This is a genomic window from Paucibacter sp. B2R-40 (assembly GCF_025717555.1).
Taxonomy (GTDB): domain Bacteria; phylum Pseudomonadota; class Gammaproteobacteria; order Burkholderiales; family Burkholderiaceae_C; genus Paucibacter_A.
The window spans coordinates 202,387-225,728 of record NZ_JAJIRP010000010.1 but is presented as its reverse complement, the minus strand read 5'-3'; the positions used below and the strand labels follow the sequence as shown (position 1 = coordinate 225,728).

The following is a 23,342-nucleotide window of genomic DNA, read 5'->3' as shown; positions in this document are numbered from 1 at the left end:
TTCAGCCAATGTGTTGCATTGACCGGTTGAATCCGCCGCACTGAGTTGCCTCACAGTCAGTGCCCTCGAAATGTTCAGGCCTGTGCGAGGCTAAAAGTTCGAACAAGCGCCGATAGCTGAAGTTCGGTTCAACACCGCACCGGGAGACCTACTTGTGAATTAGTGGCCCTTGAGGTCGAGATCGCCCTGGGGTAGGGCGCCAAGGAAAGCCACTTGGGCGTAGTCCATGCCGCCGCGTCGCGCCCGTATGACGCGAAGTGATCCAACGACCCTGCACCCGCTACAGCGCGTGCAGTTGAAGCTGACTCAAAGCCAAAAAGTCCAACGCTTTTGCATGAGTTGCTTCCAGAATCACAGGCGGCGCCTTTCCGGCGGCCAACGCCTCCTTCCAACGCAGTGCGCACAGGCACCACCGATCACCCGGTTTCAGGCCAGCAAAACGATGCTCGGGTCTGGGTGTGGTCAGGTCATTGCCTTGCGATAGCGAGAAGTCTAAAAACTCGGCGGTCACCCTCGCGCAAACCACATGGGTACCTCGGTCGACTTCATCGGTATTGCAGCAGCCGTCACGAAAGTAGCCCGTCAATGGCGAATAGGAACAGGCCTCCAGAGTCCCTCCCAAAACGTTCAGCGCTGTCATTGTCATTGCAGTCAATATCTCCAAACCTAAGGACAAAAATCGCCGTTAACAACGGTCGTCAATCACTCGTGCATGATCATCGACCAAAGCATGTAAACGTGTCGGACTTCTATGCAATGGCCTCACCCACTGCCCACAAAACCGACAACCCCATCTACTTTGTGCACCATGACCGCCAAGATCAACCCCCGCCATAGCTCTGCCGTACCCAGTAGTCGCCTTGGACGTCTATTGCGTTTGGGGTCGATGGCCTCGGGTGTTGCCGGCAATATGCTGATAGCCGGCGCTCAGCAGCTCGTTCAGGGTAAGCGCCTGAAACTCAGTGATCTGCTGCTCACACCGGCCAACGCGCTCAAGATCACCCAGCAACTGTCTCAAATGCGTGGTGCGGCCATAAAGGTGGGTCAGCTCCTCTCCATGGACGCTGGAGATTTGTTACCGCCCGAATTGGGCGACATACTTGCGCGCTTGCGCTCCGATGCGCACGCCATGCCGCAGCGCCAAGTGCAAGCAGTGCTCTCGGCCAATTGGGGTGCAGGGTGGCAGCAGCGCTTCGAGTCGTTCTCTTTCGTACCGATCGCAGCGGCTTCCATCGGCCAAGTGCACCGAGCGACTACCAAGGATGGACGAGATCTGGCCATCAAGATTCAGTACCCGGGTGTGCGCAAGAGCATCAGCAGTGACGTGAACAATGTGGCATCGCTTTTGCGCATGTCGGGCTTGCTGCCCAAAACAATGGATATTGCGCCGCTGCTCTTAGAGGCCAAACGCCAATTGCGCGAAGAAGCTGACTACCATGCTGAAGCTGCGCACCTAGTGCGTTTTGGCCAACTGCTGGCCAATGACCCGAGGTTCGTCGTACCTGGTTTACACGCAGACTTTACGACCAAAAATGTCCTGGCTATGTCATACGTGGAGGGAGTAGCCGTGGAGTCCATGGACAGCGCTCCGCAGGCCGAACGCGACCAGATGCTCACTCGGCTCGTGGACCTCTTGGTTCGCGAGTTGTTTGAGTTTGGACTGATGCAAACAGACCCCAACTTTGCAAACTACCGCTATGACCCGTTGAGCCAGCAAATGATCCTGCTGGATTTTGGTGCCACCCGCAGCTTCACACCGCAATTTGGGCAGGCCTACAAAGACTTGATGGCAGCGACCATGGAAGGCAACCAAGAGGCCATGGCGCAGGCAGGGTTGGCGATAGGCTATTTTGATGGACACACGCAACAGCGGCACTCAGCTGCCGTGCTTGACCTGTTTACGATGGCACTGGAACCATTGTGTATTGACGGCGCCTTTGACTTTGGCTCCACCGACATGGCGCAACACCTGCGCGATGCTGGAATAGCCTTGGGATTGGATCCAGACTTCAGGCATATACCGCCCGTCGACAGCCTGTTCTTGCATCGCAAACTTGGCGGTCTGTTCTTGCTGGCATCGCGGCTGAGGGCGCGCGTCAATGTGCGGGAGTTAGCGTTGCCATATTTAACTGCTGTCGGTGCTTTGGGTGCCCGTGATGGGCACCCTGCAGCCGCCCACAAAGCGCATCCGATTGACAGGCTCAACCCGGAAGCGTGAGGCCGCAACATCACCAGTAAGCCGCCATTGATCAAAACGGTCGGCGAACCGAACTTCAGCAAGTTGGCGTTGGTTCTAACTGCCCGCTATGTCATGTTTCTATCCATCGAAAAGTAGACCGCCATGAAATTATTGAGAGTATTGCTGCCCTTGTTGCTCTGTTCATTCTCGGCTGTCGCCAGCGCCGCAAGTGCGGCGCCTGTGCCGCTGCGCATCGGCATCATCGGTTTGACCCACACCCATGTTCATTGGCTTCTTGATCGCGAGAAATTGGGCGATATTGAGATTGTCGGGATCGTTGAAAAAAACCGTGAACTGGCGCAGCGCTACACCCAGAAATATGGCATCAGCATGGCCATCGTGTTCGACACCATGGCGGAAATGCTGGACCAGAAAAAACCCACCGCTGTCGCCGCGTTCGGCAGTATTTTCGAGCACTTAGCCGTGGTCGAAGCAGCCGCGCCGCGCGGTATTCATGTGATGGTTGAAAAGCCGCTGGCCGTCAGTTTGAATCACGCCAAGAAGATGAAGCAGTTGGCCGACAGGCATCAAATTTCTTTGATGGTGAATTACGAAACCACTTGGTATCCGACTGTCTATCAGGCCTATGACTTGCTGCGCAGCGACCAAATTGGGGGGCTGCGCAAAGTGGTCGTGCACGACGGCCACAAGGGGCCGAAGAAAATCGGCGTCAACCAAGAGTTTCTCGATTGGTTGGGTGACCCAGTGCTCAACGGCGGTGGAGCCATGACCGATTTTGGCTGTTATGGCGCCAACTTGATGACTTATTTGATGCAGGGTATTCGGCCGACTTCAGTGACGGCAATTACCCAGCAGTTTCAAGCCCAGGACTATCCAAAGGTAGACGACGAGGCAACGATTATATTGACTTACCCCGGTAGCCAGGCCGTTATTCAAGCCTCCTGGAACTGGCCGATTGCTAGAAAGGATATGGAGATATATGGTGTGCGCGGCTATATCATGGCTGACAACCGCAACGATATTCGGGTTCGCCGCTCAGAAGCCGAGCCAGAGCGTGCGCAGTCCCTGGCAGAATTGGCCTATCCGTTCAACGACCCCTTTGCCTATTTCAAGGCCTTGATCGAAGGCAAGCTGAAACAGGGCAAGTTCGACCCTTCAGCGCTCGACAATAATATGATCGTGATGGAGATACTCGATGCTGCCGCCCGCAGCGCCAAGCTAGGTCACACCATCAAATTTTAGGCAAAGATCTTGAACGGGTGAGCGTTCCGTCAAAGTTCCAAACATGCGCAATTCACGCAGTCCGCTCCCACCATGAGTATTTGACGGCAAACCATGCGTCAGACATCGGATGAAGAATTCCTGGACGCGGCAAATGTCCCACCGTGCTCTTGTCCATGTGCTCGCGAATGGCTCTTAATCTTTGAGATCTATCCCGAGCTCTTTCAATTTCTTTGCATACGAATCCCTGCGCTTCGCAGCCTTTGTCGCTGTTTCTGCGGCCGCCTGAATGGCCTTGGGACCTTTATGGGACAAGGCTTTGATTAGTCCGAACTTGTGCGCCGCTTCTGCCTCCGCCCTTCGGAATGTGGCAATGAGTTCGGCATGTGCAGCGTATTGATTCACAGAAACCTCATTGTTAAAAGCCCTATTTTCTGCGCTTTCTTGATCTCAAAACCGTTGACGATAAATGTCATCTATAAATCGAGTTTGGCCACCTCGACGACGCCATGCCCTCAATCAGTCATCTGTTTCACCGCCTTGGCTTTGAACTCCGGGCCAAATTTAGCTCGACTCATTTTCTCTTCTCCGTTTCAAGTTCGACCGTGTTGGATGTCTACTGAAACGGATGCAGTCCATGGCCGATCGTTGAGCCCTTCGTGAATTTGATTGTTTGACATCTAAACTATTAAGGCCTAAAGTTGTACGCAGGCATGAAGCTCTATTTGGGAGGTGTGCAATGCGCATCAGCTGTATCGGTGGTGGCCCCGCCGGCCTGTATTTCGCGCTGCTGATGAAGCAGCAAAACCCGGCGCATGAGATTGAAGTGCTGGAACGCAACAAGCCCGGCGACACCTTTGGCTGGGGCGTGGTGTTCTCGGATCAGACGCTGACTGCCATGCGCGAAGCCGATGCCAAGACGGCTGAGCAGATCCTCGATGCATTCAATCATTGGGACGATATCGAGGTGCATATCAAGGGCCAAACGCTGCGCTCGGGCGGCCATGGCTTTTGCGGCATCGGCCGCATGAAGTTGCTGAATATCTTGCAGGCGCGCTGCCTTGAGCTTGGCGTCAATCTACGTTACGAGAGCGATGTGCAGGACGATGTGGGTCTGGACGCTGACCTGATCATCGCGGCCGATGGGCTCAATAGTCGCGTGCGCCAGAAGTACGCAGCGACCTATCAGCCCGATATCGATCTTCGCCAATGCCGTTTTGTCTGGCTCGGCTCGGCCAAATTGTTCGAGGCCTTTACCTTCGACTTTCAGCAGACGCAGTGGGGCTGGTTCCAGGCGCACGCCTATCGCTTTGATGACACGACCTCGACCTTTATCGTCGAGGCGCCCCAGTCGGTCTGGGAAGCGGCCGGCATCGAGGCAATGAGCAAGGAAGAAGGCATCGCTTTTTGCGAGCGCCTGTTCGCCAAGGTGCTGGATGGCCACAAGCTGATCTCTAATGCCGCGCATTTGCGCGGTTCGGCCCAGTGGATACGCTTTCCGCGCGTAGTCTGCAAGAACTGGATTCACCACAACGGCAAAGCGCCGGTGGTGTTGATGGGCGACGCCGCTCACACGGCGCATTTCTCCATCGGCTCCGGCACCAAGCTGGCGCTGGAGGACGCGATCGCTTTGGCGCGCGATATAGGCGAAGCCCAGGGGGACTTAGGTCTAGCTTTGCCGCGTTATGTCGCCAGCCGCTCCATCGAGGTCTTGCGAATCCAGAACGCAGCGCGCAACTCGACCGAGTGGTTCGAGAACATTGAGCGTCACGCCAAGCTGGAGCCTGAGCAGTTCGCCTACTCTTTGCTGACCCGCTCGCAGCGCATCTCGCATGAAAATCTGCGTCTGCGTGACTCTGCTTATGTGGATCGCTTTGAGGCCTGGCTGGCCGGAGGGCAAGCGGTGCCGCCAATGTTCACGCCATTCAAGCTGCGCGGCCTCACGCTGAAGAACCGTGTGGTCGTGTCGCCGATGGCGCAGTATTCCTGTGTGGACGGCCTGCCCGGCGACTATCACCTGATGCATCTGGGCGCGCGCGCTGCCGGCGGCGCGGGGCTGGTGTTTGCCGAGATGACCTGTACTTCGGCCGACGCGCGCATCACGCCGGGCTGCCCGGGTCTGTACACCGATGAGCAGGGCGCGGCTTGGGCCAGCATCGTCGGCTTTGTGCACGCGAACAGCAGCGCCAAGATCGCGATTCAGCTCGGCCATGCCGGCGCCAAGGGCTCGACCCGGCGGGCTTGGGAAGGCATTGATCAGCCGCTTGTCGACGCTGAACAAAACTGGCCCCTGATATCCGCCTCACCGCAGCAGTATCTGGCCGGGCTCAGTCAGGCCTCGCGGGCCATGACGCGCGCCGATATGGACCGCGTGCTGGCCGACTTCTGCGCCGCCACTGTGCGCGCGGCTGGCGCCGGATTTGACTGGCTGGAGCTGCACTGCGCGCATGGCTATTTGCTCTCGAGCTTTATCTCGCCGCTGACGAACCAGCGCAGCGACGAATATGGCGGCAGCTTGGAAAACCGTCTGCGCTATCCCTTGGAGGTCTTCAAGGCAATGCGGGCGCTTTGGCCGGCGGAAAAACCAATGTCGGTGCGGATTTCAGCGCATGACTGGGTCGAGGGCGGCACGACGTCGGATGACGCGGTGCTGATCGCGGCTGCCTTCAAAGCCGCCGGGGCGGACTTGATCGATGTGTCCTCGGGTCAAGTCAGCAAGCTGGAGAAGCCGACCTATGGGCGCATGTGGCAAACGCCGTTTTCGGAGAATATTCGCAATCGCGTCGGCATCGCCACGATTGCGGTCGGGGCGATCTCCGAGGCCGATCATGTCAACAGCATCATCGCTGCTGGCCGTGCCGACCTCTGCGCCGTTGCCCGGCCGCATTTGGCCAACCCGGCCTGGACGCTGAGCGAAGCGGCGCGGATTGGCTACAAAGGCCCGGCCGGCCTGGACTGGCCGCTCCAATACTTGTCGGCCAAGCCGCAACTGGAGAAGGAATTCGAGCGCCAGCGTGCGCAAGCGGGCCAGGGTGCGGCCAGCGAAGCAGCGAACAAGGCCTTGGGAGTTTGATGGCCATGGAGCAGCAAGGTCATGAATTGAAGGGCTTGCATGCGGCCGTGACCGGTGGCGGCAGCGGCATTGGTGCGGCGGTGGCGCGGCGTTTGGTGGTAGCGGGTGCGAGGGTCAGCTTGCTGGGGCGCAAGCTTGACAAGTTGCAGGGCCAAGCGGCGGCGCTGGCTCCACTGGGCCAAATCGATGTGTGCCAAGTGGATGTGGCAGACGAGACCAGCGTCAAGGCAGCGTTTGCGCAAATCGGGCGAGTTGACATCTTGATCAACAACGCCGGTCAGGTCGAAAGCGCGCCTTTGACCAGAACCTCGCTGGCGCTTTGGCAGGCGATGCTCAATGTCAACCTCACCGGCACCTTTTTGTGTTCACGCGAGGTGGTGGGTGGTATGAGCGAGCGCGGCTTCGGCCGCATCATCAATGTGGCCAGCACCGCAGCGCTAACAGGTTATGCCTATGTGGCTGCCTATTGCGCGGCCAAGCATGGCGTCTTGGGTCTGACGCGGGCGATGGCGCTGGAGTTTGCCAAGAAGGGCGTGACCATCAATGCCGTCTGCCCTGGCTATACCGAGACCGACATCGTCGCACAGGCGCTGGACAAGATCGCCGACAAGACTGGCCGCAGCCTTGATGAGGCACGCGCCGCGCTGGTGGCGGCCAATCCACAGGGCCGGCTCGTGCAGCCGCAGGAAGTGGCCGACACGGTCTTGTGGCTGGCCCAGCGTGGCAGCGGCGCGCTGACGGGCCAGGCCATTGCCGTTTGCGGCGGGGAGTTGATGTGATGGTGATGGACGCCAGCCCACTGCAGGACTTGGCCGCTGTGCCGCCCGACTTCGATCTGGAGTCGCGCGCCACGGCGGATGATCATCAGGCGCTGCGCCTTTGGCTGCGCTTGCTGGCTTGCACGACGCGGGTCGAGGGCGTGATCCGCAACCGTCTGCGCCAGGACTTTGCCACCACCTTGCCGCGCTTTGATTTGCTGGCGCAGCTGGAGCGTAATCCTGACGGACTGCCCATGCGCGAGCTGTCCAAGCGCTTGATGGTCACCGGCGGCAATATCACCGGCATCACCGATCAGCTGGAGAGCGAAGGCTTGGTCGTTCGCGAGGCACACGCGAGTGACCGGCGTTCCTTTACGGTCAAGTTGACGCCCTTGGGGAAACGCCAATTCAAGCGCATGGCGGCTACCCATGAGCAATGGGTGGTCGAGCTGCTGGCGGGCTGGTCCGTGGAGGAGAAGAGTCAGGTCTATGGCCTGCTGGCGGGCTTGAAATCGCATTTGACCGATCTTGGCGCCGCTGATGCGGCCACAGCAAACAAGGGGAAGAAGAAATGAATCAGCGCAAGATGGACAGCCACTTGGAGGCCGGCAACCGGCAAAGCCTGGCGGACTTCGCCCCCCAGCATTTCAGCTGGGCTCAGCATGGCGCGGTCGGTGTGATCACGCTGAACCGGCCCGAGCGCAAGAACCCCTTGACCTTTGCCTCCTATGCCGAGCTGCGTGATCTGTTCCGCAAGCTTGGATCTGTAGATGAAGTGCGGGCCATCGTCGTGCAAGGTGCGGGCGGCAACTTCTGTTCAGGCGGCGATGTGCATGAAATCATCGGCCCCTTGACGAAGATGAGCATGCCCGATCTCTTGGCTTTCACGCGCATGACGGGTGACTTGGTCAAGGCGATGCGGGCCTGCCCGCAGCCGGTTTTGTCGGCCATCGACGGCGTCTGCGCAGGCGCCGGCGCGATTGTGGCGATGGCCTCGGATCTGCGTGTCGGCACGGCCCGCTCCAAGACGGCCTTCTTGTTCACCCGGGTCGGCCTAGCGGGCTGCGATATGGGCGCTTGCGCGATTCTGCCGCGCATTATTGGCCAGGGCCGAGCCTCGGATCTGCTCTATAGCGGGCGCAGCCTGGGCGGCGAAGAGGGCCTCAATTGGGGCTTCTTGAACCGACTGGTGGAGCCGGATGCTTTGTTGCAAGAGACCCTCGATTGGGCGCAGCAGATTGCCAGCGGCCCCAGCTTTGGCCACGCGATGACCAAAAAAATGCTGCACCAGGAATGGGCCATGGGCGTCGACGAGGCGATCGAATCCGAGGCGCAGGCCCAGGCGATTTGCATGATGACGCAGGACTTTCACCGCGCTTATGAGGCTTTTGTGGCCAAGGAGCGGCCTGAGTTCAAGGGAGACTGATCGTGCATCTCAAACATCTCGAATGGCCATTTTTTGAGCCCAGACATCGGCAGCTGGCAACAGAGCTGGACGCCTGGTGCGCGGAGCATCTGCAGGCGGCGCATAGCCATGACGTCGATGCGGAATGCATTGGTCTGGTCAAGGCCCTTGGGGTAGCCGGCTGGTTGAGCCATGCTGTCGCTGGAAAGGCGCTGGGCGGTTCGGCCGAAGTGATCGACACACGCGCCATCTGCATCTTGCGTGAAACGCTGGCTCGCTACAACGGCTTGGCCGACTTTGCTTTTGCAATGCAGGGCTTGGGCTCGGGCGCGATTTCGCTTGCGGGTACTGACGCTCAACGTCAGCGTTACTTGCCGGCTGTGGCCAAAGGCGATGCGCTGGCCGCGTTTGCGCTCTCCGAGCCCGACGCCGGCTCCGATGTGGCGGCCCTGCAGTGTAGTGCCGTCGCTGACGGTGACAGCTATGTCTTGAATGGTGAAAAGACTTGGATTTCCAACGGAGGCATTGCCGATTTTTATGTGGTGTTCGCCAGAACCGGAGAAGCTCCGGGTTCGCGTGGCATTTCAGCCTTCATTGTTGATGCCGGCCTGCCCGGATTCGAGATTGCCGAGCGTATCCAGGTGATCGCGCCTCACCCCTTGGCCAGGTTGCGCTTCAACAATTGCCGTGTCGCCAAGAGCCAGATGATTGGCGCGCCCGGCGAAGGCTTTAAGGTGGCGATGCGCACGCTGGATGTGTTCCGCACCTCGGTGGCGGCGGCCGCTTTGGGCTTTGCACGGCGTGCCTTGCAAGAAGGCCTGCAGCAGGCGAAAAGCCGCCAGATGTTTGGTGGCACCTTGGCCGAGTTGCCGCTGACGCAGGCGAAGTTGGCCAAGATGGCCTGCACGGTCGACAGCTCGGCCTTGCTGGTTTACCGTGCCGCCTGGCAACGCGACCAGGGGCAGGTCGTGACCCGCGAGGCAGCCATGGCCAAGCTGATGGCGACCGAGGGCGCGCAGCGCGTCATCGATGCGGCCGTGCAGCTGTTTGGCGGGCGCGGCGTGCAAAGCGGCGAAATGGTGGAGTCGCTTTACCGCGAAATTCGTGCCTTGCGCATCTACGAAGGTGCGAGCGAGGTGCAGCAACTGATCATTGGACGGGACTTGCTCAAATGATGACTTCGGCTCACCTGGATACATTCACCCGCGACAACTTGCCTCCGCCCGAGCAATGGCCCGAGCTGATTTTCGAGCTGCCCGAGCTGCAGTTTCCGGATCGACTCAACTGCGCGACCGAGCTTTTGGACAGTTGGATCGCAAAGGGCGAAGGCGGGCGCCTGTGCCTGCAAGGCTCGGACGGCTCGCGCTGGACCTATGCCGATCTGCAAGCTCAGGCCAACCGCATCGCCCATGTGCTGGTATCCGAGATGGGCGTGGTGCCGGGCAACCGCGTCTTGCTGCGCGGCGCCAACACGCCAGAGATGGTGGCGTGCTGGTTTGCGGTGCAAAAGGCGGGCGCCGTCGCGGTGGCCACCATGCCTTTGCTGCGCGCCAAGGAATTGACCCAGGTGATCCAGAAGGCCGAGATCAGCCATGCGCTGTGCGATATCCGGCTGGCGGATGAGTTAGCGGCAGCTTTGCCGGCCTGCCCGCAGTTGCGCAGCCTGCTGCATTTTCATAGCGAGGCAAGCGATGGCCTGGAGGCGCACGCCGCTAGCCACAGCAGCGAGTTCAACAATGTCGATACCGCCGCCGATGACTGCTGCTTGATCGCCTTCACCTCCGGCACAACCGGCGCGCCCAAGGGCACCATGCATTTTCACCGCGATGTGTTGGCGATCTGCTGCTGCTGGCCGGCCCATGTGCTAAAACCGCAAGCGGACGACATATTTCTCGGCAGCCCGCCGCTGGCCTTCACCTTCGGTCTGGGCGGCTTGGTGCTATTCCCGATGAGCGTCGGCGCCTCGGCCGTGCTGCTGGAGAAAGCCTCGCCCGAGACCTTGTTGCCCGCAATTGCCAAATACGGCGCCACGATTTTGTTCACGGCGCCCACCTCGTACCGTGCAATGGCGCCGCTCGTCGGTCAGCATGACTTGAGCAGCCTGCGCAAATGCATCAGCGCCGGCGAGGCGCTGCCGGCAGCGACGCGCAAGCTGTGGAAAGACGTCAGCGGTATCGAATTGATTGACGGCATAGGCGCGACCGAGTTGTTGCACATCTTTATTTCGCATGACGAGCAGCATGCCAAGCCCGGCGCGACCGGCCTGCCGGTGCCCGGCTACCAAGCTTGCATCCTGGGCGACGAGGGTCAGGTCTTGCCCGCGGGTCAGGTGGGTCGGCTGGCGGTCAAGGGCCCGACTGGTTGCCGCTATCTGGCCGATGCGCGCCAAGCCGGCTATGTCTTGAACGGTTGGAACCTGACCGGCGACGCCTATCTGCAAGACGCCGAGGGATATTTTTTCTACCAGGCACGCACCGATGACATGATCATCTCGGGTGGCTACAACATCGCCGGTCCCGAGGTGGAGTCGGCCCTGCTGGCCCATCCGGCGGTGGCCGAATGCGGCGTGATCGGTGTCGCCGACGAGGAGCGCGGCCAGATCGTCAAGGCCGCGGTGGTACTGAGAATCGGCTTCGAGTCCGGCCCAGAGATGGCCAAAGAGCTGCAAGACTTCGTCAAGGCGAATATTGCGCCCTACAAATACCCGCGCGCGATCGAGTTCAGGTCTAGCTTGCCGCGCACCGAGACCGGCAAGCTGCAACGCTTTCGGCTGCGCACACAGCCAGGGGAGGGCTAAGCGATGACACATTGGGTGTTTGAACGCCAAGAGTTGGTGCGCTTTGGCCACTGCGACCCGGCCGGCATCGTGTTCTATCCGCGCTATTTCGAGATGCTCAATGCGCTGGTGGAGGACTGGTTCACGCAGGGTTTGGGTGTTGACTATGCCCAGCTCTTGGGCCCGCGCCGTGTTGGCATGCCCTCGGTGCGCCTGAGTGCCGACTTCAAACGCGTCAGCCGCATGGGTGATCAGCTGACGCAGCGCATTGCTATCAACAAGCTGGGCCGCAGCTCGCTGTGGCTGACGATACAGTTCGACGGGCCTGGCAGCAATGCAGACGACTGCCGGGTTGCCTTCGAGCAGGTCTTGGTCTGCACCTCGCTGGACACCCACAAGGCCGAGGCCTTCCCACCAGATTTACGCGCCGCCTTGGAGCGAGTAGCGGGAGTAGCAGGAGCAGCAGTATGAGCACAAGCAACAAACAAATTTTGCAGCCCGATGGCTGGGCGCAGCCACGCGGTTATGCCAATGGTGTGGCGGCGAGCGGGCGCACGGTCTTTGTGGCCGGCCAGATCGGTTGGAACAGCGCTTGCCAATTCGACAGCGATGATTTCATCGATCAGGTGCGCCAGACCTTGCTGAACATCAGGGCGGTCTTGCAGGAGGCCGGCGCCACGCCCGCGCACATGACGCGCATGACCTGGTACCTGCTGGACAAAAAAGAGTACCAGGCGCGTGGCCGCGAGGTCGGCCAGGTCTACCGCGAGGTGATGGGGGCCGAGTACGGTGTCGCCATGGCGGCGGTGGTGGTGGCCGGTTTGATGGAAGATAGGGCCAAGGTCGAGATCGAGGTGACGGCCGTTGTGCCGAACTGATCGCGCGTTAGCAATTCATTTTTGAAGTCGAGAACCATCATGAGCAAAGCCAATTTTCACTGGGATGACCCGCTGCTTTTGAACGAGCAACTCAGCGATGAGGAACGCATGATCCGCGACGCCGCGGCCGCGTATTGCCAAGAGCGTCTGGCGCCGCGCGTGCTGGAGGCCTTCCGGCACGAGCGCACCGATCTGGAAATCTTCCGCGAGATGGGTGCCATCGGCCTGCTCGGCCCCACCATTGCGCCCGAGTATGGCGGGCCTGGCCTGAGCTATGTGGCCTACGGCCTGATCGCCCGCGAGGTCGAACGGGTCGATTCGGGCTACCGCTCGATGATGAGCGTGCAGAGTTCTTTGGTGATGGTGCCCATCAATGACTTCGGCACGCAAGCGACCAAGCAGAAATACCTGCCCAAGCTGGCCTCGGGCGAGTGGATTGGCTGCTTCGGCCTGACCGAGCCCAACCACGGCTCCGACCCTGGCTCAATGATCACGCGGGCCAAGGCGGTCCCCGGCGGCTATTCACTCAGCGGCTCAAAGATGTGGATCACCAACAGCCCGGTGGCCGATGTTTTTGTGGTCTGGGCCAAGGACGATGGCGGGCAGATCCGCGGCTTCGTGCTGGAGAAGGGCTGGCAAGGCCTGACGGCGCCGGCCATTCACGGCAAGGTCGGCCTGCGCGCCTCCATCACCGGCGAGATCGTGATGGATGAGGTCTTCTGCCCCGAAGAAAACGCTTTTCCTGAGGTGCGCGGTCTCAAAGGCCCGTTCACTTGCTTGAACAGCGCCCGCTACGGTATCGCCTGGGGCGCCCTGGGTGCGGCCGAAGATTGCTGGCACAAGGCGCGCCAGTACGTGCTTGACCGCAAGCAATTTGGCAAGCCGCTGGCTGCCAATCAGCTGGTGCAGAAAAAGCTCGCCGATATGCAGACCGAGATCACCTTGGGCCTGCAGGGCTGCTTGCGACTGGGGCGCATGAAGGACGAGGGCACGGCTGCTGTCGAGATCACCTCGATCATGAAGCGCAATAGCTGCGGCAAGTCACTGGAGATTGCCCGTACGGCCCGCGACATGCTGGGCGGCAACGGCATCTCGGATGAGTTCGGCATCGCCCGCCATCTGGTCAACCTGGAGGTGGTCAACACCTATGAAGGCACGCATGACATCCATGCGCTGATCTTGGGCCGGGCGATGACGGGGATTGCCGCTTTCTAGGCACAGGGGTCAGACCTTGATTTTTGTATTCAAAAATCGAGTTCTGCCTTACCGCTTGCAGGCTGCAAGTCCTTGGCTTGGCACAAGTCAGGCCGCAGGGACTGCCTTGTGTCCGAGCCAAGACCCCTGCTGATTGAGCGGGTTTTGATCGGGTACTAGGCGTCCGACGTGTCGTCGGTTTCAGCGATGGGCGCTGGAGCCGGTGGCCGGGGCTTTTTCACTCCCGGCTTGGCCAGCAGTTCCAAGTAAAAAGCATCGGCCTTGTCGGCTGCATAGGCATTGATGCGTGCCGTGATGTCGGCAAATTCGATCACGGCGGCAGTGGCCTCGCTGCTGCCGAAGCGGCAATCAAAATCCCAGAAGTCCACGCCTTCGGGGCGGGCCTTGTTCTGCTCGCGCTTGATGTACTTACGGATCTCGTGCTTGATCGCTTCAAGCAGGCGGTCCGGGTGTTTGCCTTCAACTTGCAATTGGAATGTTTTTTTCATGTTTTGCCTTGGTGAGCGCAAGCGCTGTGGGCTGGATTATCCGGTGTTTGTGAAGCCGTGATGTAAGGCGCTGCCGCCGGCGCAAATATCAGGCGATACTGGCCTTCTTCCCTTGCGGTTTAAAGGGTCAAAAGGTATTGAACGATTGACATAGACAGCAGCCCAGCGAGCCTCGGCCATCTGGGGCTAGCGAGCCAACAATTAAATCCAGGACATGATCGCGCCTTTGCCTCCTGCCCAGACAACAATGTTGAAAAAGCTTGCTCGTGCCGCTTTGATTCAGCCGCAAGCTGTCCCGGTGCTGGCTTGGCTTTTGCTGGCTCTTTGTTCGGGCAGCTTTCAGGGGGCACAGGCCGCAATAGGCGAGCGTACTGCTGCGGAAATCAAGACCTCGCAAGACCCGGCGAAGCCGTCCTCCGCGCAGGTGTGGGCGGCTTTGGACCGCATCGAGCGCACCGGCAGCAGTCGTCCGGCGGAAAGTGACCTGGCCTTGCTGGCTTTGTTGGCGCAAGTCAAGCCAGGCAGCGCCGAGCATATCGAAGTGTTGGCGCTGCGCGGTAGCGTCAATGGGCGCTTGCCTGGCAAGCGTCGGCTGGTGGAAAAGCTGATCGCCGAGTTGGATGCTTGGCCGAACCCTGAGCAACGTGGTGCCGCACGGCTGGCCGCTGCCCATATGAGGGCGCAGATTTTGCTGCGCGAAGGCAAGGCCGCCCAGGCCATCAAAGAGCTGGAGTTGGTGGATAGCGTGGCCGAGAACGAAGCCAGCATCAGGGCGCGTCTGCGTAGCCTTGGCCTGTTGGCGAGCCTCTTGTCGGAATCTGGCGAAGTAGACGCAGGCATCAATACCGGTGCGATGGCGCTGAAGCTGGCCGAGCAAAGCGGCTCCGCTTGGCAACACGCGCAGGCCTTGTCCGGGCTGGCGTTCAACTACATGCGAGCGCAGCAGTTGGAGCGCGCCAAACAATTGATTGCCGAAGCCCAGCGTGTGGCCGCACTCGATCCCGACCCGATTTTGATGTCCATTCTTCAAAACAGCCGCGGCATGATTTATTCGGAGCTGGGGGATGTGCACACGTCGGTCGAGGCGATGCAGTTGGCCCTGGGCTATGCGCGCAAAACCGGCTCGCCAGCGATGCTGGCCCTGGCCTTGGGCAACGCGGCAGATTCCCAACTGCGCTTGGGGGAATTCCAGAAGGCGCGCAGTCTGTCCGAAGAGGCGCTTGCCTTGGCCCTGAGCAGCCAGGACTTGGACAGCGAAACCTTGGCGCGTCAGAACATTGGCATGGCCAAGATTGGCTTGAAGCAAATCGATGAGGGCAAACGCGAGGTTATCAACGCTATCAGCGTTGCCGAGAATCAGGGGCAATTGGCGCCGGCCTCGGATGGCTGGTTGGAATTGGCTCAGCTGTTGGAGAGAGTCGGGGACCTTGGCGGGTCGGTGCAGGCTTATCACCATTACCGCAAACTCAATGATCAAGTCCTGCGCGAGGACAGCCGCAAGGCAGTGTTGGAGGCGCAGGCCCGCTTTGACAATGAACGTCAGGCGAAGGAAATCAACCTGCTCAATCAAGGCAATCAACTCAAGTCTGAGCAGGTGCGAGCCGGGGATCTGAAGCTCAAGCTGTGGGCCGCCTTGGGGGGCTGTGTGCTCTTGTCAGGCGTCTTGATGGGCCTGGCCTATCAGCGCATTCGCAAGACCAATCGGGCGCTGGCGCTCAGCAATGCCGCCCTTAAAAGCCAAGGGGAGAGTGACCCGTTGACGGGCTTGGCCAATCGACGCCACTTTCAATCGGCGATCAAGCGACTGGCCGACAAGGGCAAGTTCAGCGGCACCGTGTTCTTGATCGATATTGATCACTTCAAACTGGTCAACGACAAGTATGGACATGCGGCCGGGGACAGCGTCTTGATCGAGGTGGCGCAACGATTGCGGGGGGTGTTGCGGGACGAAGATCTGGTGGTGCGCTGGGGCGGCGAGGAGTTCTTGATCGTCGTGGATGGCCGCCAAGCAGACGCGGCCAGCCTGCTTGCGCAGCGTTTGCTCGACCAGATAGCCCTAACACCTGTGCGACGCGGCGAGACATTGATCCCTGTTACCGCTTCGATTGGTTTTGCAAGCTTTCCCTTGGCTCCGCATGGGCTGGCCTTGGCCTGGGAGCGGGCTATCGACTTGGTCGACATCGTGATGTATATGGCCAAAGCTCATGGCCGCAACCGGGCATATGGAATAGTGTCGATGGACGCCCAAGACGAGGCGAGCTTGTTGGCCTTGGCTGGACGCCTGGAAGCTGCTTGGCACGAGGGCAAAGTCAGTTTGCTGGCGTTGCAGGGTAAAACTGCGGCGCAGGAGAGCGGTACATGATGGAGGGATGGAAGTTGCCCCTGCTGCTGTTGCGGACGTCGCTGCTGGCTTTGCTGCGGGCGCTGCTGTTGGCGAGCCTGGCTTCGAGCTTGGTCTCGATCCTTGGTTTGGCCTCATTGCGGGCAGCGGAGCCTGAGTTGGAGGCGCAGTTGGCTCAGCTGCTGCGCAGCGGTTTCGATCGGCCGCAGCAAGCCTTGCTGGCCTTGCAAAAATTGCCGGCAGCGCAAAGCCCGAGTGCCGCAACCCAGCTTAGGCTGCGTTTGACCGAGGGGCGCTTGCAAGTGATGGCCGCAGACATCGACGCGGCGCAGCGCTCGGCTGAGAAGCTGGCTGCGGACCCCAACGCGGCGCAGTTGCTGTTGTTGCTGCGTGCAGAAATCGCTGATCGCTTGGGCCAATCCGAGTTGGCCGCAGATTTTGCGAGCCAGACCCTGGAGGCCTTGGCGCAGGACTGCCCGAGGGATGGATTGACTCAGGCCGTGCAACAGCAGGGCTGCGATTACCGCGCTGCTTGGAGCGCCTTGCGTGTGTTGGGGCGAACCCAGTACAAGGAAGGCGCGCTGCCCTTGGCGCAGGCCTCCGCGCAATATGCGCTGGCGCTTGCTCAGGCCGGGCGCGATGCCAGCCTGTTGGCGCAGAGCCTGGGGCAACTGGCCTTGCTGGCGCAGGCCCAGGGTCTGAGTGAACAGGCCGATGCCTATTTGGCTCAAGCAATCAAGGCGGCGCAGGGCGACGTGCTCAACCAGGCCTTTGCGAAGAACTATCAGGGCGCGGTAGCGGGTTTGCGCGCTGATTCGGTGGCGCAGTTGCGGGCCTTGGAGGAGGGCCTGGCCTTGGCGAAGCTGGCCGATGCACCGCGACTGGCGGCGCATTTACAGGGCAATATCGCGGATGCCTATTTGCGCCTGGCCCAGCCGGCTCAAGCGCTGAAGGCAGCGAGGCAAGCGCTGCCGGTGGTGCTGGGCTTCAAGGATTTGCGCATCGAGCGCAGCGTGCGCCAGAACATTGCGATCGCGCTGATTCAGCTTGGGCTTTTCGACCAAGCCCGCCATGAGTTGGCGCGCACCAATGAGCTTCGCGGGGAGTCGGCCGACCAGGGTTTGCGCGCCGAAGAACTGCGTGAGCTGGGTGAGGCTTGGGCCCAGGCCGGCCAAGCCAAAGAGGCGATTACGCTCTTCCATGCCGAGCGCAAGCTCAGTGCCGAGCTGACCGCACGCAACCGCGAGGTCTCGTTGCAGCAACTCAAGATCAAGTACGACAGCGACCGCAAGCAGGCCGATCTGGACTTGCTGCAGCGTGAGCGCAACTTGGTCGATCAGCAACTGTCCAACCGTGGCCTGGCGCAGCAGGCCGGCGTGGCGGTGGCGGTTTTACTGGGGCTAACCTTAATTTTTGTGGTCTTGATGGTGCGCAAGGTGCGGGCCGCACGCCAGCACTTGCAAGCCAATGAGCTGCTGCTGCGCGCACAAAGTGAGCGTGATCCCTTGACCGATCTGGCCAACCGGCGTCATCTATTGGGCGTGATGGCCTTGCAGCCCAAAGCCGAGTTCACCGGCGCCTTGTTGATGATAGACATCGATCATTTCAAACACATCAACGATCAGCATGGCCACGGTGTCGGAGATCAAGTGATCTGCGAAGTGGCGCGTCGCATCAGCCACGCGGTGCGGGCCGAGGACTTGGTGGTGCGCTGGGGCGGCGAGGAGTTCTTGGTGTTTGCGCCCGATGTCGATCAGGCGGCGCTGCATCGCTTGGCCAAGCGCATCTTGATGGAAGTCGGCGCGCTGCCCGTGCAGGCGCAGGACGGGCCTTTGCGCGTCACCGTGTCGATCGGCTTTGCGCATTTTCCGCTGCCTCCGGCGATGCTGGATCTGCATTGGGAGCAGGCGGTCAATTGGGCCGATATGGCGCTCTACACCGCCAAATCGCGCGGCCGCAACCAAGCGATGGGCATCGCCACGGTTGATGCAGGAGACGCCGAAGCGCTGATGCAAATCGAAGCCGACTTCGACGCTGCCTGCTCCTCCGACCGGGTCAGCTTGCATCAGGTGCTAGGGCCGGCGGCGCTTTAGTCTAAAGCCCTGCAGCCCCAGCGGCTTTTTCAGTCGTTCTTCTTGGGGCGGCCGGCCTTGATGGGCGTCAGCGCCGTCAGAATCGCCGCCAATTGCTTGTCGGTCAAATCCATCAAGGCTTGCAGGCCGGCACGCAGCAACTCGCTCTTTTTGGTCGAACGCTTGAAGCCGATGGCACGGTCCTTCAGGCGTGCGATCAGTTCAAAGTCAGCGCGTGGCATGGTGAAGCTGTCACGTACCAGCTTGAGCTTGGGCTTGGCTTCGCTGCTGATGGCTGGCTTGGCAGCGACTGCCTTTGGCAGGGCGGGCACAGCCGGCTTGGCGCTAGGCTTGGCTGCAGCCTTGATCGGTGCTTTGGCGGCTGACTTGGGCGCTGGCTTGCTCGCTGGCTTTGCTGCAACTTGCGCGACTGCTTTGACTGCAGCTTTGATCGGCGCTTTTGCCACAGCCTTCACGGGCGCGCTGGCTGCAACTTTGGCGGTGGGCTTGGCGGGAGACTTAGCAACCGCTTTGACAGCTGATTTGGCTGGTGATTTGGCTGGTGATTTGGCTGGTGATTTTGCCGGAGCTGTGGCTGCAGCCTTAGCGAAAGGAGTCGCCGCTGCAGCTGAGATGCTTGTCGGTGCAGGCTTGGCAACTGACTTGGCTGCAGGCTTGGCGGCGGCTGTATCGGCAACGCGAGCGATCGGCCAAGCGGCGGCCTTGCTCAGCGCCTTGGGTGCGCGCGTTGCAGTAGCTTTGGCAGTCGGCTTCGTAGCAGGCTTCGCAGCAGGCTGAACCTCAGGCTCTGCGAGCGGCTTGGCCTCGATAGCGGCGGGCGTGGTTGCTACCGTGGGGGTGGTCTCTTGGCTTGTAGCTGCCGGGATGCTGGCTTCGCTGACTGGCGCGGATGGGTTGTTTTGCATGGTGCTCCTCTTGGTAAATCGTATAAACAATTTACATCTTAATCGCAGTGTGCGGCTGAGGCAAATCAGCGTCGTCGTTTCAAGCCGCTCCCAAGGGTCAGCGCCTATACCGATGGGCTTCAGCAAAGCGTAGGATTTTGTTGGCGATACATAAATCAAGGGTCTGGGCCGGCAGCTGAAAAAGCAAACCGCAGCCCAAGGTCCCACAAAGGAGACAGCCTTGCGCGCGACCGAAGCCAACCCCGGCTACTTTCACAAAGTAGTGGATTGCCAATGGGCATGCCCCGCCCACACCCCCGTGCCCGAATACATACGCATGATTGCGGCCGGGCGCTACGCCGATGCGTATATGGTCAACTGGACCTCTAACGTCTTCCCCGGTGTGCTCGGGCGCACTTGCGACCGGCCCTGCGAGCCGGCTTGCCGCAGGGGCCGGGTCGAGGAAAACAATGGTGAGAAGCCCGAACCGGTAGCGATTTGCCGACTCAAGCGCGTTGCCGCCGATCTCAAGGGCGACGTCAAAGCGCGCATGCCGGCGCTGCAGCCGCGCAACGGCAAACGCATTGCCTGCATTGGCGCCGGGCCGTCCTCGCTGACGGTCGCGCGCGACCTGGCTCCGCTCGGTTACGAGGTCACGGTGTTTGACGCCGAGGCCAAGGCGGGCGGCTTTATTCGCACGCAGATCCCGCGTTTTCGCCTGCCCGAAAGCGTCATCGACGAGGAGACCGGCTACATCCTCGACCTGGGTGTCAAGTTCCGCGCCGGAGAGCGTGTCGGTTCGATGGCGGCCTTGTTGGCCGAGGGCTTCGATGCGGTTTTTGTCGGCTGCGGTGCGCCGCGTGGGCGGGACTTGCAGATTCCGGGCAGGCTTGAAGCCGCCGCGCAAATTCACATCGGCATTGACTGGCTGGCCTCGGTGTCCTTCGGCCATGTGACGCAGGTCGCGCCGCGCGTGATTGTGCTGGGCGGCGGCAACACCGCGATGGATTGCTGTCGCTCGGCCAGACGCTTGGGCGCCAAAGAGGTCAAGGTGGTCGTGCGCAGCGGCTTCGATGAAATGAAGGCCTCGCCCTGGGAAAAAGAAGACGCCCAGCATGAGGGCATCCCCATCCTGAACTTCCATGTGCCCAAGGCCTTTGTCCATGTCGAGGGCCGGCTGGTCGGCATGAGTTTCGAGATTATTGAGGCGAAGCTGGACGAGCAGGGCCGGCGCCAGTTGCTGCCGACCGGCGCCCCCGATGTCTTCATCGATTGCGACGAGGTCTTGCTGGCGGTCGGCCAGGAGAATGCCTTCCCTTGGATCGAGGCCGACTGCGGCATTGACTTCAACCGCTGGGGCTTGCCGGTGCTGGATGAAAAAACCTTTCAGTCCAGCCGGCCCGAGGTCTTTTTTGGCGGCGATGCGGCCTTCGGCCCCAAGAACATCATCACAGCGGTGGCGCATGGCCATGAGGCGGCCGTGTCTATGGACCGTTACTTGCACGGCGAGACTTTGAGCCAGCGGCCGCCGCCGCAGTTCAATTTGTTGTCGCAGAAGATGGGCATCCATGAGTGGAGCTATGACAACGGGGTCTCCAATGACGAGCGCTTCAAGGTCCCATGGGCGGCAGCCGAAAAAGCGCTGGCCAGCATCAAGGTCGAGGTGGAGCTGGGCTTTGACGGGGCAACCGCTTTCAAGGAGGCGCAGCGCTGCCTGAACTGCGATGTGCAGACGGTGTTCAGCCCACCGGCCTGCATCGAGTGCGATGCCTGCGTGGACATCTGCCCGACCGATTGCATCACTTTTACCGGCAATGATGATGAAGCCGAGCTGCGGCACAAGCTCAAGGCCCCGGCGCTCAACCTAGAGCAGGAGCTCTATGTCTCGACCGAGCTGAAGACGGGCAGGGTGATGGTCAAGGACGAGGATGTTTGCCTGCACTGCGGCCTGTGCGCCGAGCGCTGCCCGACCGGTGCCTGGGATATGCAGAAGTTCTTGCTCAACACCACACAGGCGGGTCCGGCCTGCCGTGACTCTGCGAGCAAAGGAGTCTCAGCATGAAGCGCCTCGAAGCCCTGAATGATTTCGTCATCAAGTTCGCCAATGTCAACGGCTCCGGCTCGGCCTCGGCGAACGAGTTGTTTGCCAAGGCGATCCTGCGCATGGGCGTGCCGGTCAGCCCGCGCAATATCTTCCCCAGCAATATCCAGGGCCTGCCGACCTGGTACGAGGTGCGCGTCAGCGATGCCGGCCATCAGGGCCGCAGGGGCGGCATCGACATGATGGTCGCGATGAACCCGCAAACCTGGACGCAGGATGTGGCCGAGATCGAGCCCGGCGGCTATCTGTTTTACGACAGCAGCAAGCCGCTGCCGGCCAGCGCTTTTCGTGCCGATGTGCATGTGATCGGCATGCCCTTGACGACGATCTGCAACGAGAACTACAGCGACCCGCGCCAGCGCCAGTTGTTCAAGAACATCGTCTACGTCGGCGCCTTGTCAGTCTTGCTCGGCATCGATGCCGCGCAGATCGAGCGTTTGTTCGGCGAGCAATACGCGGGCAAGGAAAAGTTGCTGACGTCCAATCTGCGCGCGCTGCAGCTGGGGCGCGACTATGCGGCCCAGCACTTGAGTGGCAGCGTCGGTTTGCGGGTCGAGACGCGGGATGCCGTCGGGGACAAGATCTTTGTCGACGGCAATAGCGCGGTGGCCTTGGGGCTGGTTTACGGCGGCGCGACCGTGGCGGCCTGGTACCCGATCACGCCGTCGAGTTCGGTGGCCGAGGCCTTCCAGAAATACTGTGCCAAGTTCCGCGTCGACAAAGCCACCGGCGAGCAGCGTTATGCGATCGTGCAGGCAGAGGACGAAATCGCCTCGATCGGCATGGTCTTGGGTGCGGGCTGGAATGGCGCACGCGCCTTTACTGCGACCTCGGGGCCGGGCGTTTCGCTGATGACCGAGTTCATCGGCCTGGCCTACTTTGCCGAGATCCCGGTCACCATCGTCAATGTGCAGCGCGGTGGGCCGTCCACCGGCATGCCCACCCGCACGCAACAGGCCGACCTGATGTCTTGCGCCTACGCCTCGCACGGCGACACCAAGCATGTGCTCTTGTTCCCCGAGGACCCGACCGAATGCTTTGAGCACGCGGCCGCCGCGCTCGACCTGGCCGACCGCCTGCAGACGCCGATCTTCGTGATGACCGATCTGGACATCGGCATGAACCAGCGTCTGTGCGCTCCCTTCGCCTGGGATGACGCCCGGCAGATGGACCGCGGCAAGGTGATGACGGCGGCCGAGTTGGAGGCCGGGCGCGACTTTGGGCGCTACAAGGATGTGGACGGCGACGGCATCCCTTGGCGCACGCTGCCGGGCACGCACGCGAGCAAGGGTGCCTACTTCACGCGCGGCACCACCCGCGATGCCTATGCGCGCTACTCGGAAGCTGGAAGCGACTATCTCTACAACGTGCGCCGGCTGCTGGATAAATTCGCGACGGCCGCCAAGCTGGTGCCGCAGCCGATTCAGCGGGCGGCGGCCAAGCCGACCCGGCTGGGCGTGCTGTATTTCGGCTCCACCAGCCCGGCGATGAGCGAGGCGCTTGATTTGCTGGCCGCCGACGATATCCATCTCGACGCGATGCGCTTGCGCGCCTTTCCCTTCCCAGACTCGGTGGATGCCTTCATCAAGGCGCATGACGCCGTCTTTGTGGTTGAGCAAAATCGCGACGCGCAGTTGCGCTCAATGCTGGTCAACGAGTTGGAGATCGACCCGGCGCGGCTGCTGCCGGTCTTGCACTTCGACGGCACGCCGATCACCGCGCGTTTCATCACCGCAGCGATCACGCGCGCCGTGCACGCGATGGCGGTCAAGCCGCTGCGCGTGGTGGGGCAAGCCAGCCAAAGCGGACAGGATGATTGAGCCTAGATTCGGCAGTGGATCGCTCCCCAATGTGAATGGACATCGATGAAGACTAGGAACATTCATGTTTACAAGACTCACCAATTGGG

The 23,342-nt window shown here is 60.8% G+C and carries 19 protein-coding genes; 15 read left to right on the top strand and 4 right to left on the bottom strand.

Annotated features, from left to right (window positions below):
• Nucleotides 1-280: 280 nt before the first annotated feature.
• Nucleotides 281-640: a DUF2237 family protein gene (locus tag LNV09_RS19950; protein WP_263558830.1), complete on the bottom strand. Its 360-nt coding sequence runs from the start codon at nt 638-640 to the stop codon at nt 281-283.
• Nucleotides 641-808: 168 nt separating this feature from the next.
• Here LNV09_RS19950 and LNV09_RS19945 point away from each other — a divergent pair, with 168 nt between their 5' ends.
• Together LNV09_RS19945 and LNV09_RS19940 are read left to right on the top strand one after the other, a co-directional pair.
• Nucleotides 809-2,218 carry an ABC1 kinase family protein gene (locus tag LNV09_RS19945; protein ID WP_263558821.1) on the top strand — a complete coding sequence of 470 codons (1,410 nt, stop codon included), beginning with the start codon at nt 809-811 and terminating at the stop codon, nt 2,216-2,218.
• 123 nt (nt 2,219-2,341) lie between these two features.
• The gene (locus tag LNV09_RS19940) at nt 2,342-3,442 is read left to right on the top strand and encodes a Gfo/Idh/MocA family protein (protein WP_263558820.1); all 1,101 of its coding nucleotides are present in this window, start codon (nt 2,342-2,344) and stop codon (nt 3,440-3,442) included.
• A 174-nt stretch (nt 3,443-3,616) separates the two neighbouring features.
• Here the strand turns inward: LNV09_RS19940 and LNV09_RS19935 are convergent, their stop codons facing one another.
• Nucleotides 3,617-3,826: a hypothetical protein gene (locus LNV09_RS19935; protein ID WP_263558819.1), complete on the bottom strand. Its 210-nt coding sequence runs from the start codon at nt 3,824-3,826 to the stop codon at nt 3,617-3,619.
• A 334-nt stretch (nt 3,827-4,160) separates the two neighbouring features.
• Between LNV09_RS19935 and LNV09_RS19930 the strand changes: the two genes are divergently transcribed.
• Genes LNV09_RS19930 through LNV09_RS19890 form a run of 9 tightly spaced genes read left to right on the top strand, consistent with a single transcriptional unit; the run spans nt 4,161 to nt 13,526 of the window.
• Nucleotides 4,161-6,494 carry a bifunctional salicylyl-CoA 5-hydroxylase/oxidoreductase gene (locus LNV09_RS19930; RefSeq protein ID WP_263558818.1) on the top strand — a complete coding sequence of 778 codons (2,334 nt, stop codon included), beginning with the start codon at nt 4,161-4,163 and terminating at the stop codon, nt 6,492-6,494.
• Nucleotides 6,495-6,499: 5 nt separating this feature from the next.
• Nucleotides 6,500-7,273, top strand: coding sequence for an SDR family NAD(P)-dependent oxidoreductase (locus LNV09_RS19925; RefSeq protein WP_263558817.1), 774 nt, complete (start codon nt 6,500-6,502; stop codon nt 7,271-7,273).
• A 5-nt stretch (nt 7,274-7,278) separates the two neighbouring features.
• Nucleotides 7,279-7,827, top strand: a complete 549-nt coding sequence (locus tag LNV09_RS19920; RefSeq protein ID WP_263558816.1) for a MarR family winged helix-turn-helix transcriptional regulator — start codon at nt 7,279-7,281, stop codon at nt 7,825-7,827.
• The gene (locus LNV09_RS19915; protein WP_263558815.1) at nt 7,824-8,678 is read left to right on the top strand and encodes an enoyl-CoA hydratase family protein; all 855 of its coding nucleotides are present in this window, start codon (nt 7,824-7,826) and stop codon (nt 8,676-8,678) included. The genes LNV09_RS19920 and LNV09_RS19915 overlap by 4 nt, the downstream gene beginning before the upstream one ends.
• Nucleotides 8,678-9,832, top strand: a complete 1,155-nt coding sequence (locus LNV09_RS19910) for an acyl-CoA dehydrogenase family protein (protein WP_263558829.1) — start codon at nt 8,678-8,680, stop codon at nt 9,830-9,832. Before LNV09_RS19915 ends, LNV09_RS19910 begins: the two co-directional genes overlap by 1 nt.
• Nucleotides 9,832-11,454 (top strand): AMP-binding protein, encoded by a 1,623-nt coding sequence (locus LNV09_RS19905; protein WP_263558814.1) that lies wholly within the window; start codon nt 9,832-9,834, stop codon nt 11,452-11,454. Before LNV09_RS19910 ends, LNV09_RS19905 begins: the two co-directional genes overlap by 1 nt.
• A gap of 3 nt (nt 11,455-11,457) precedes the next feature.
• A complete protein-coding gene (locus LNV09_RS19900) occupies nt 11,458-11,904 on the top strand; it encodes an acyl-CoA thioesterase (RefSeq protein WP_263558813.1) in 447 nt (148 codons plus the stop codon).
• A complete protein-coding gene (locus LNV09_RS19895; RefSeq protein ID WP_263558812.1) occupies nt 11,901-12,311 on the top strand; it encodes a RidA family protein in 411 nt (136 codons plus the stop codon). The genes LNV09_RS19900 and LNV09_RS19895 overlap by 4 nt, the downstream gene beginning before the upstream one ends.
• 39 nt (nt 12,312-12,350) lie before the next feature.
• A complete protein-coding gene (locus tag LNV09_RS19890; protein WP_263558811.1) occupies nt 12,351-13,526 on the top strand; it encodes an acyl-CoA dehydrogenase in 1,176 nt (391 codons plus the stop codon).
• Between the two features lie 155 nt (nt 13,527-13,681).
• Here LNV09_RS19890 and LNV09_RS19885 read toward each other — a convergent pair whose 3' ends face one another.
• Complete coding sequence (locus tag LNV09_RS19885; protein WP_263558810.1) at nt 13,682-14,014, bottom strand: DUF6172 family protein; 333 nt, start codon at nt 14,012-14,014, stop codon at nt 13,682-13,684.
• A gap of 247 nt (nt 14,015-14,261) precedes the next feature.
• Here LNV09_RS19885 and LNV09_RS19880 point away from each other — a divergent pair, with 247 nt between their 5' ends.
• On the top strand, nt 14,262-16,376 hold the full coding sequence (locus tag LNV09_RS19880; RefSeq protein WP_263558809.1) for a diguanylate cyclase domain-containing protein: 2,115 nt from the start codon (nt 14,262-14,264) through the stop codon (nt 16,374-16,376).
• The gene (locus tag LNV09_RS19875; RefSeq protein WP_263558808.1) at nt 16,373-18,448 is read left to right on the top strand and encodes a GGDEF domain-containing protein; all 2,076 of its coding nucleotides are present in this window, start codon (nt 16,373-16,375) and stop codon (nt 18,446-18,448) included. Before LNV09_RS19880 ends, LNV09_RS19875 begins: the two co-directional genes overlap by 4 nt.
• A 29-nt stretch (nt 18,449-18,477) precedes the next feature.
• Here LNV09_RS19875 and LNV09_RS19870 read toward each other — a convergent pair whose 3' ends face one another.
• Complete coding sequence (locus LNV09_RS19870) at nt 18,478-18,759, bottom strand: hypothetical protein (RefSeq protein ID WP_263558807.1); 282 nt, start codon at nt 18,757-18,759, stop codon at nt 18,478-18,480.
• Nucleotides 18,760-19,573: 814 nt separating this feature from the next.
• On the opposite strand from LNV09_RS19870, the gene LNV09_RS19865 reads away from it, so the two are divergent.
• Nucleotides 19,574-21,394: an FAD-dependent oxidoreductase gene (locus LNV09_RS19865; protein ID WP_263558806.1), complete on the top strand. Its 1,821-nt coding sequence runs from the start codon at nt 19,574-19,576 to the stop codon at nt 21,392-21,394.
• Nucleotides 21,391-23,253: a 2-oxoacid:acceptor oxidoreductase subunit alpha gene (locus LNV09_RS19860; RefSeq protein ID WP_263558805.1), complete on the top strand. Its 1,863-nt coding sequence runs from the start codon at nt 21,391-21,393 to the stop codon at nt 23,251-23,253. Before LNV09_RS19865 ends, LNV09_RS19860 begins: the two co-directional genes overlap by 4 nt.
• Nucleotides 23,254-23,342: the final 89 nt, after the last annotated feature.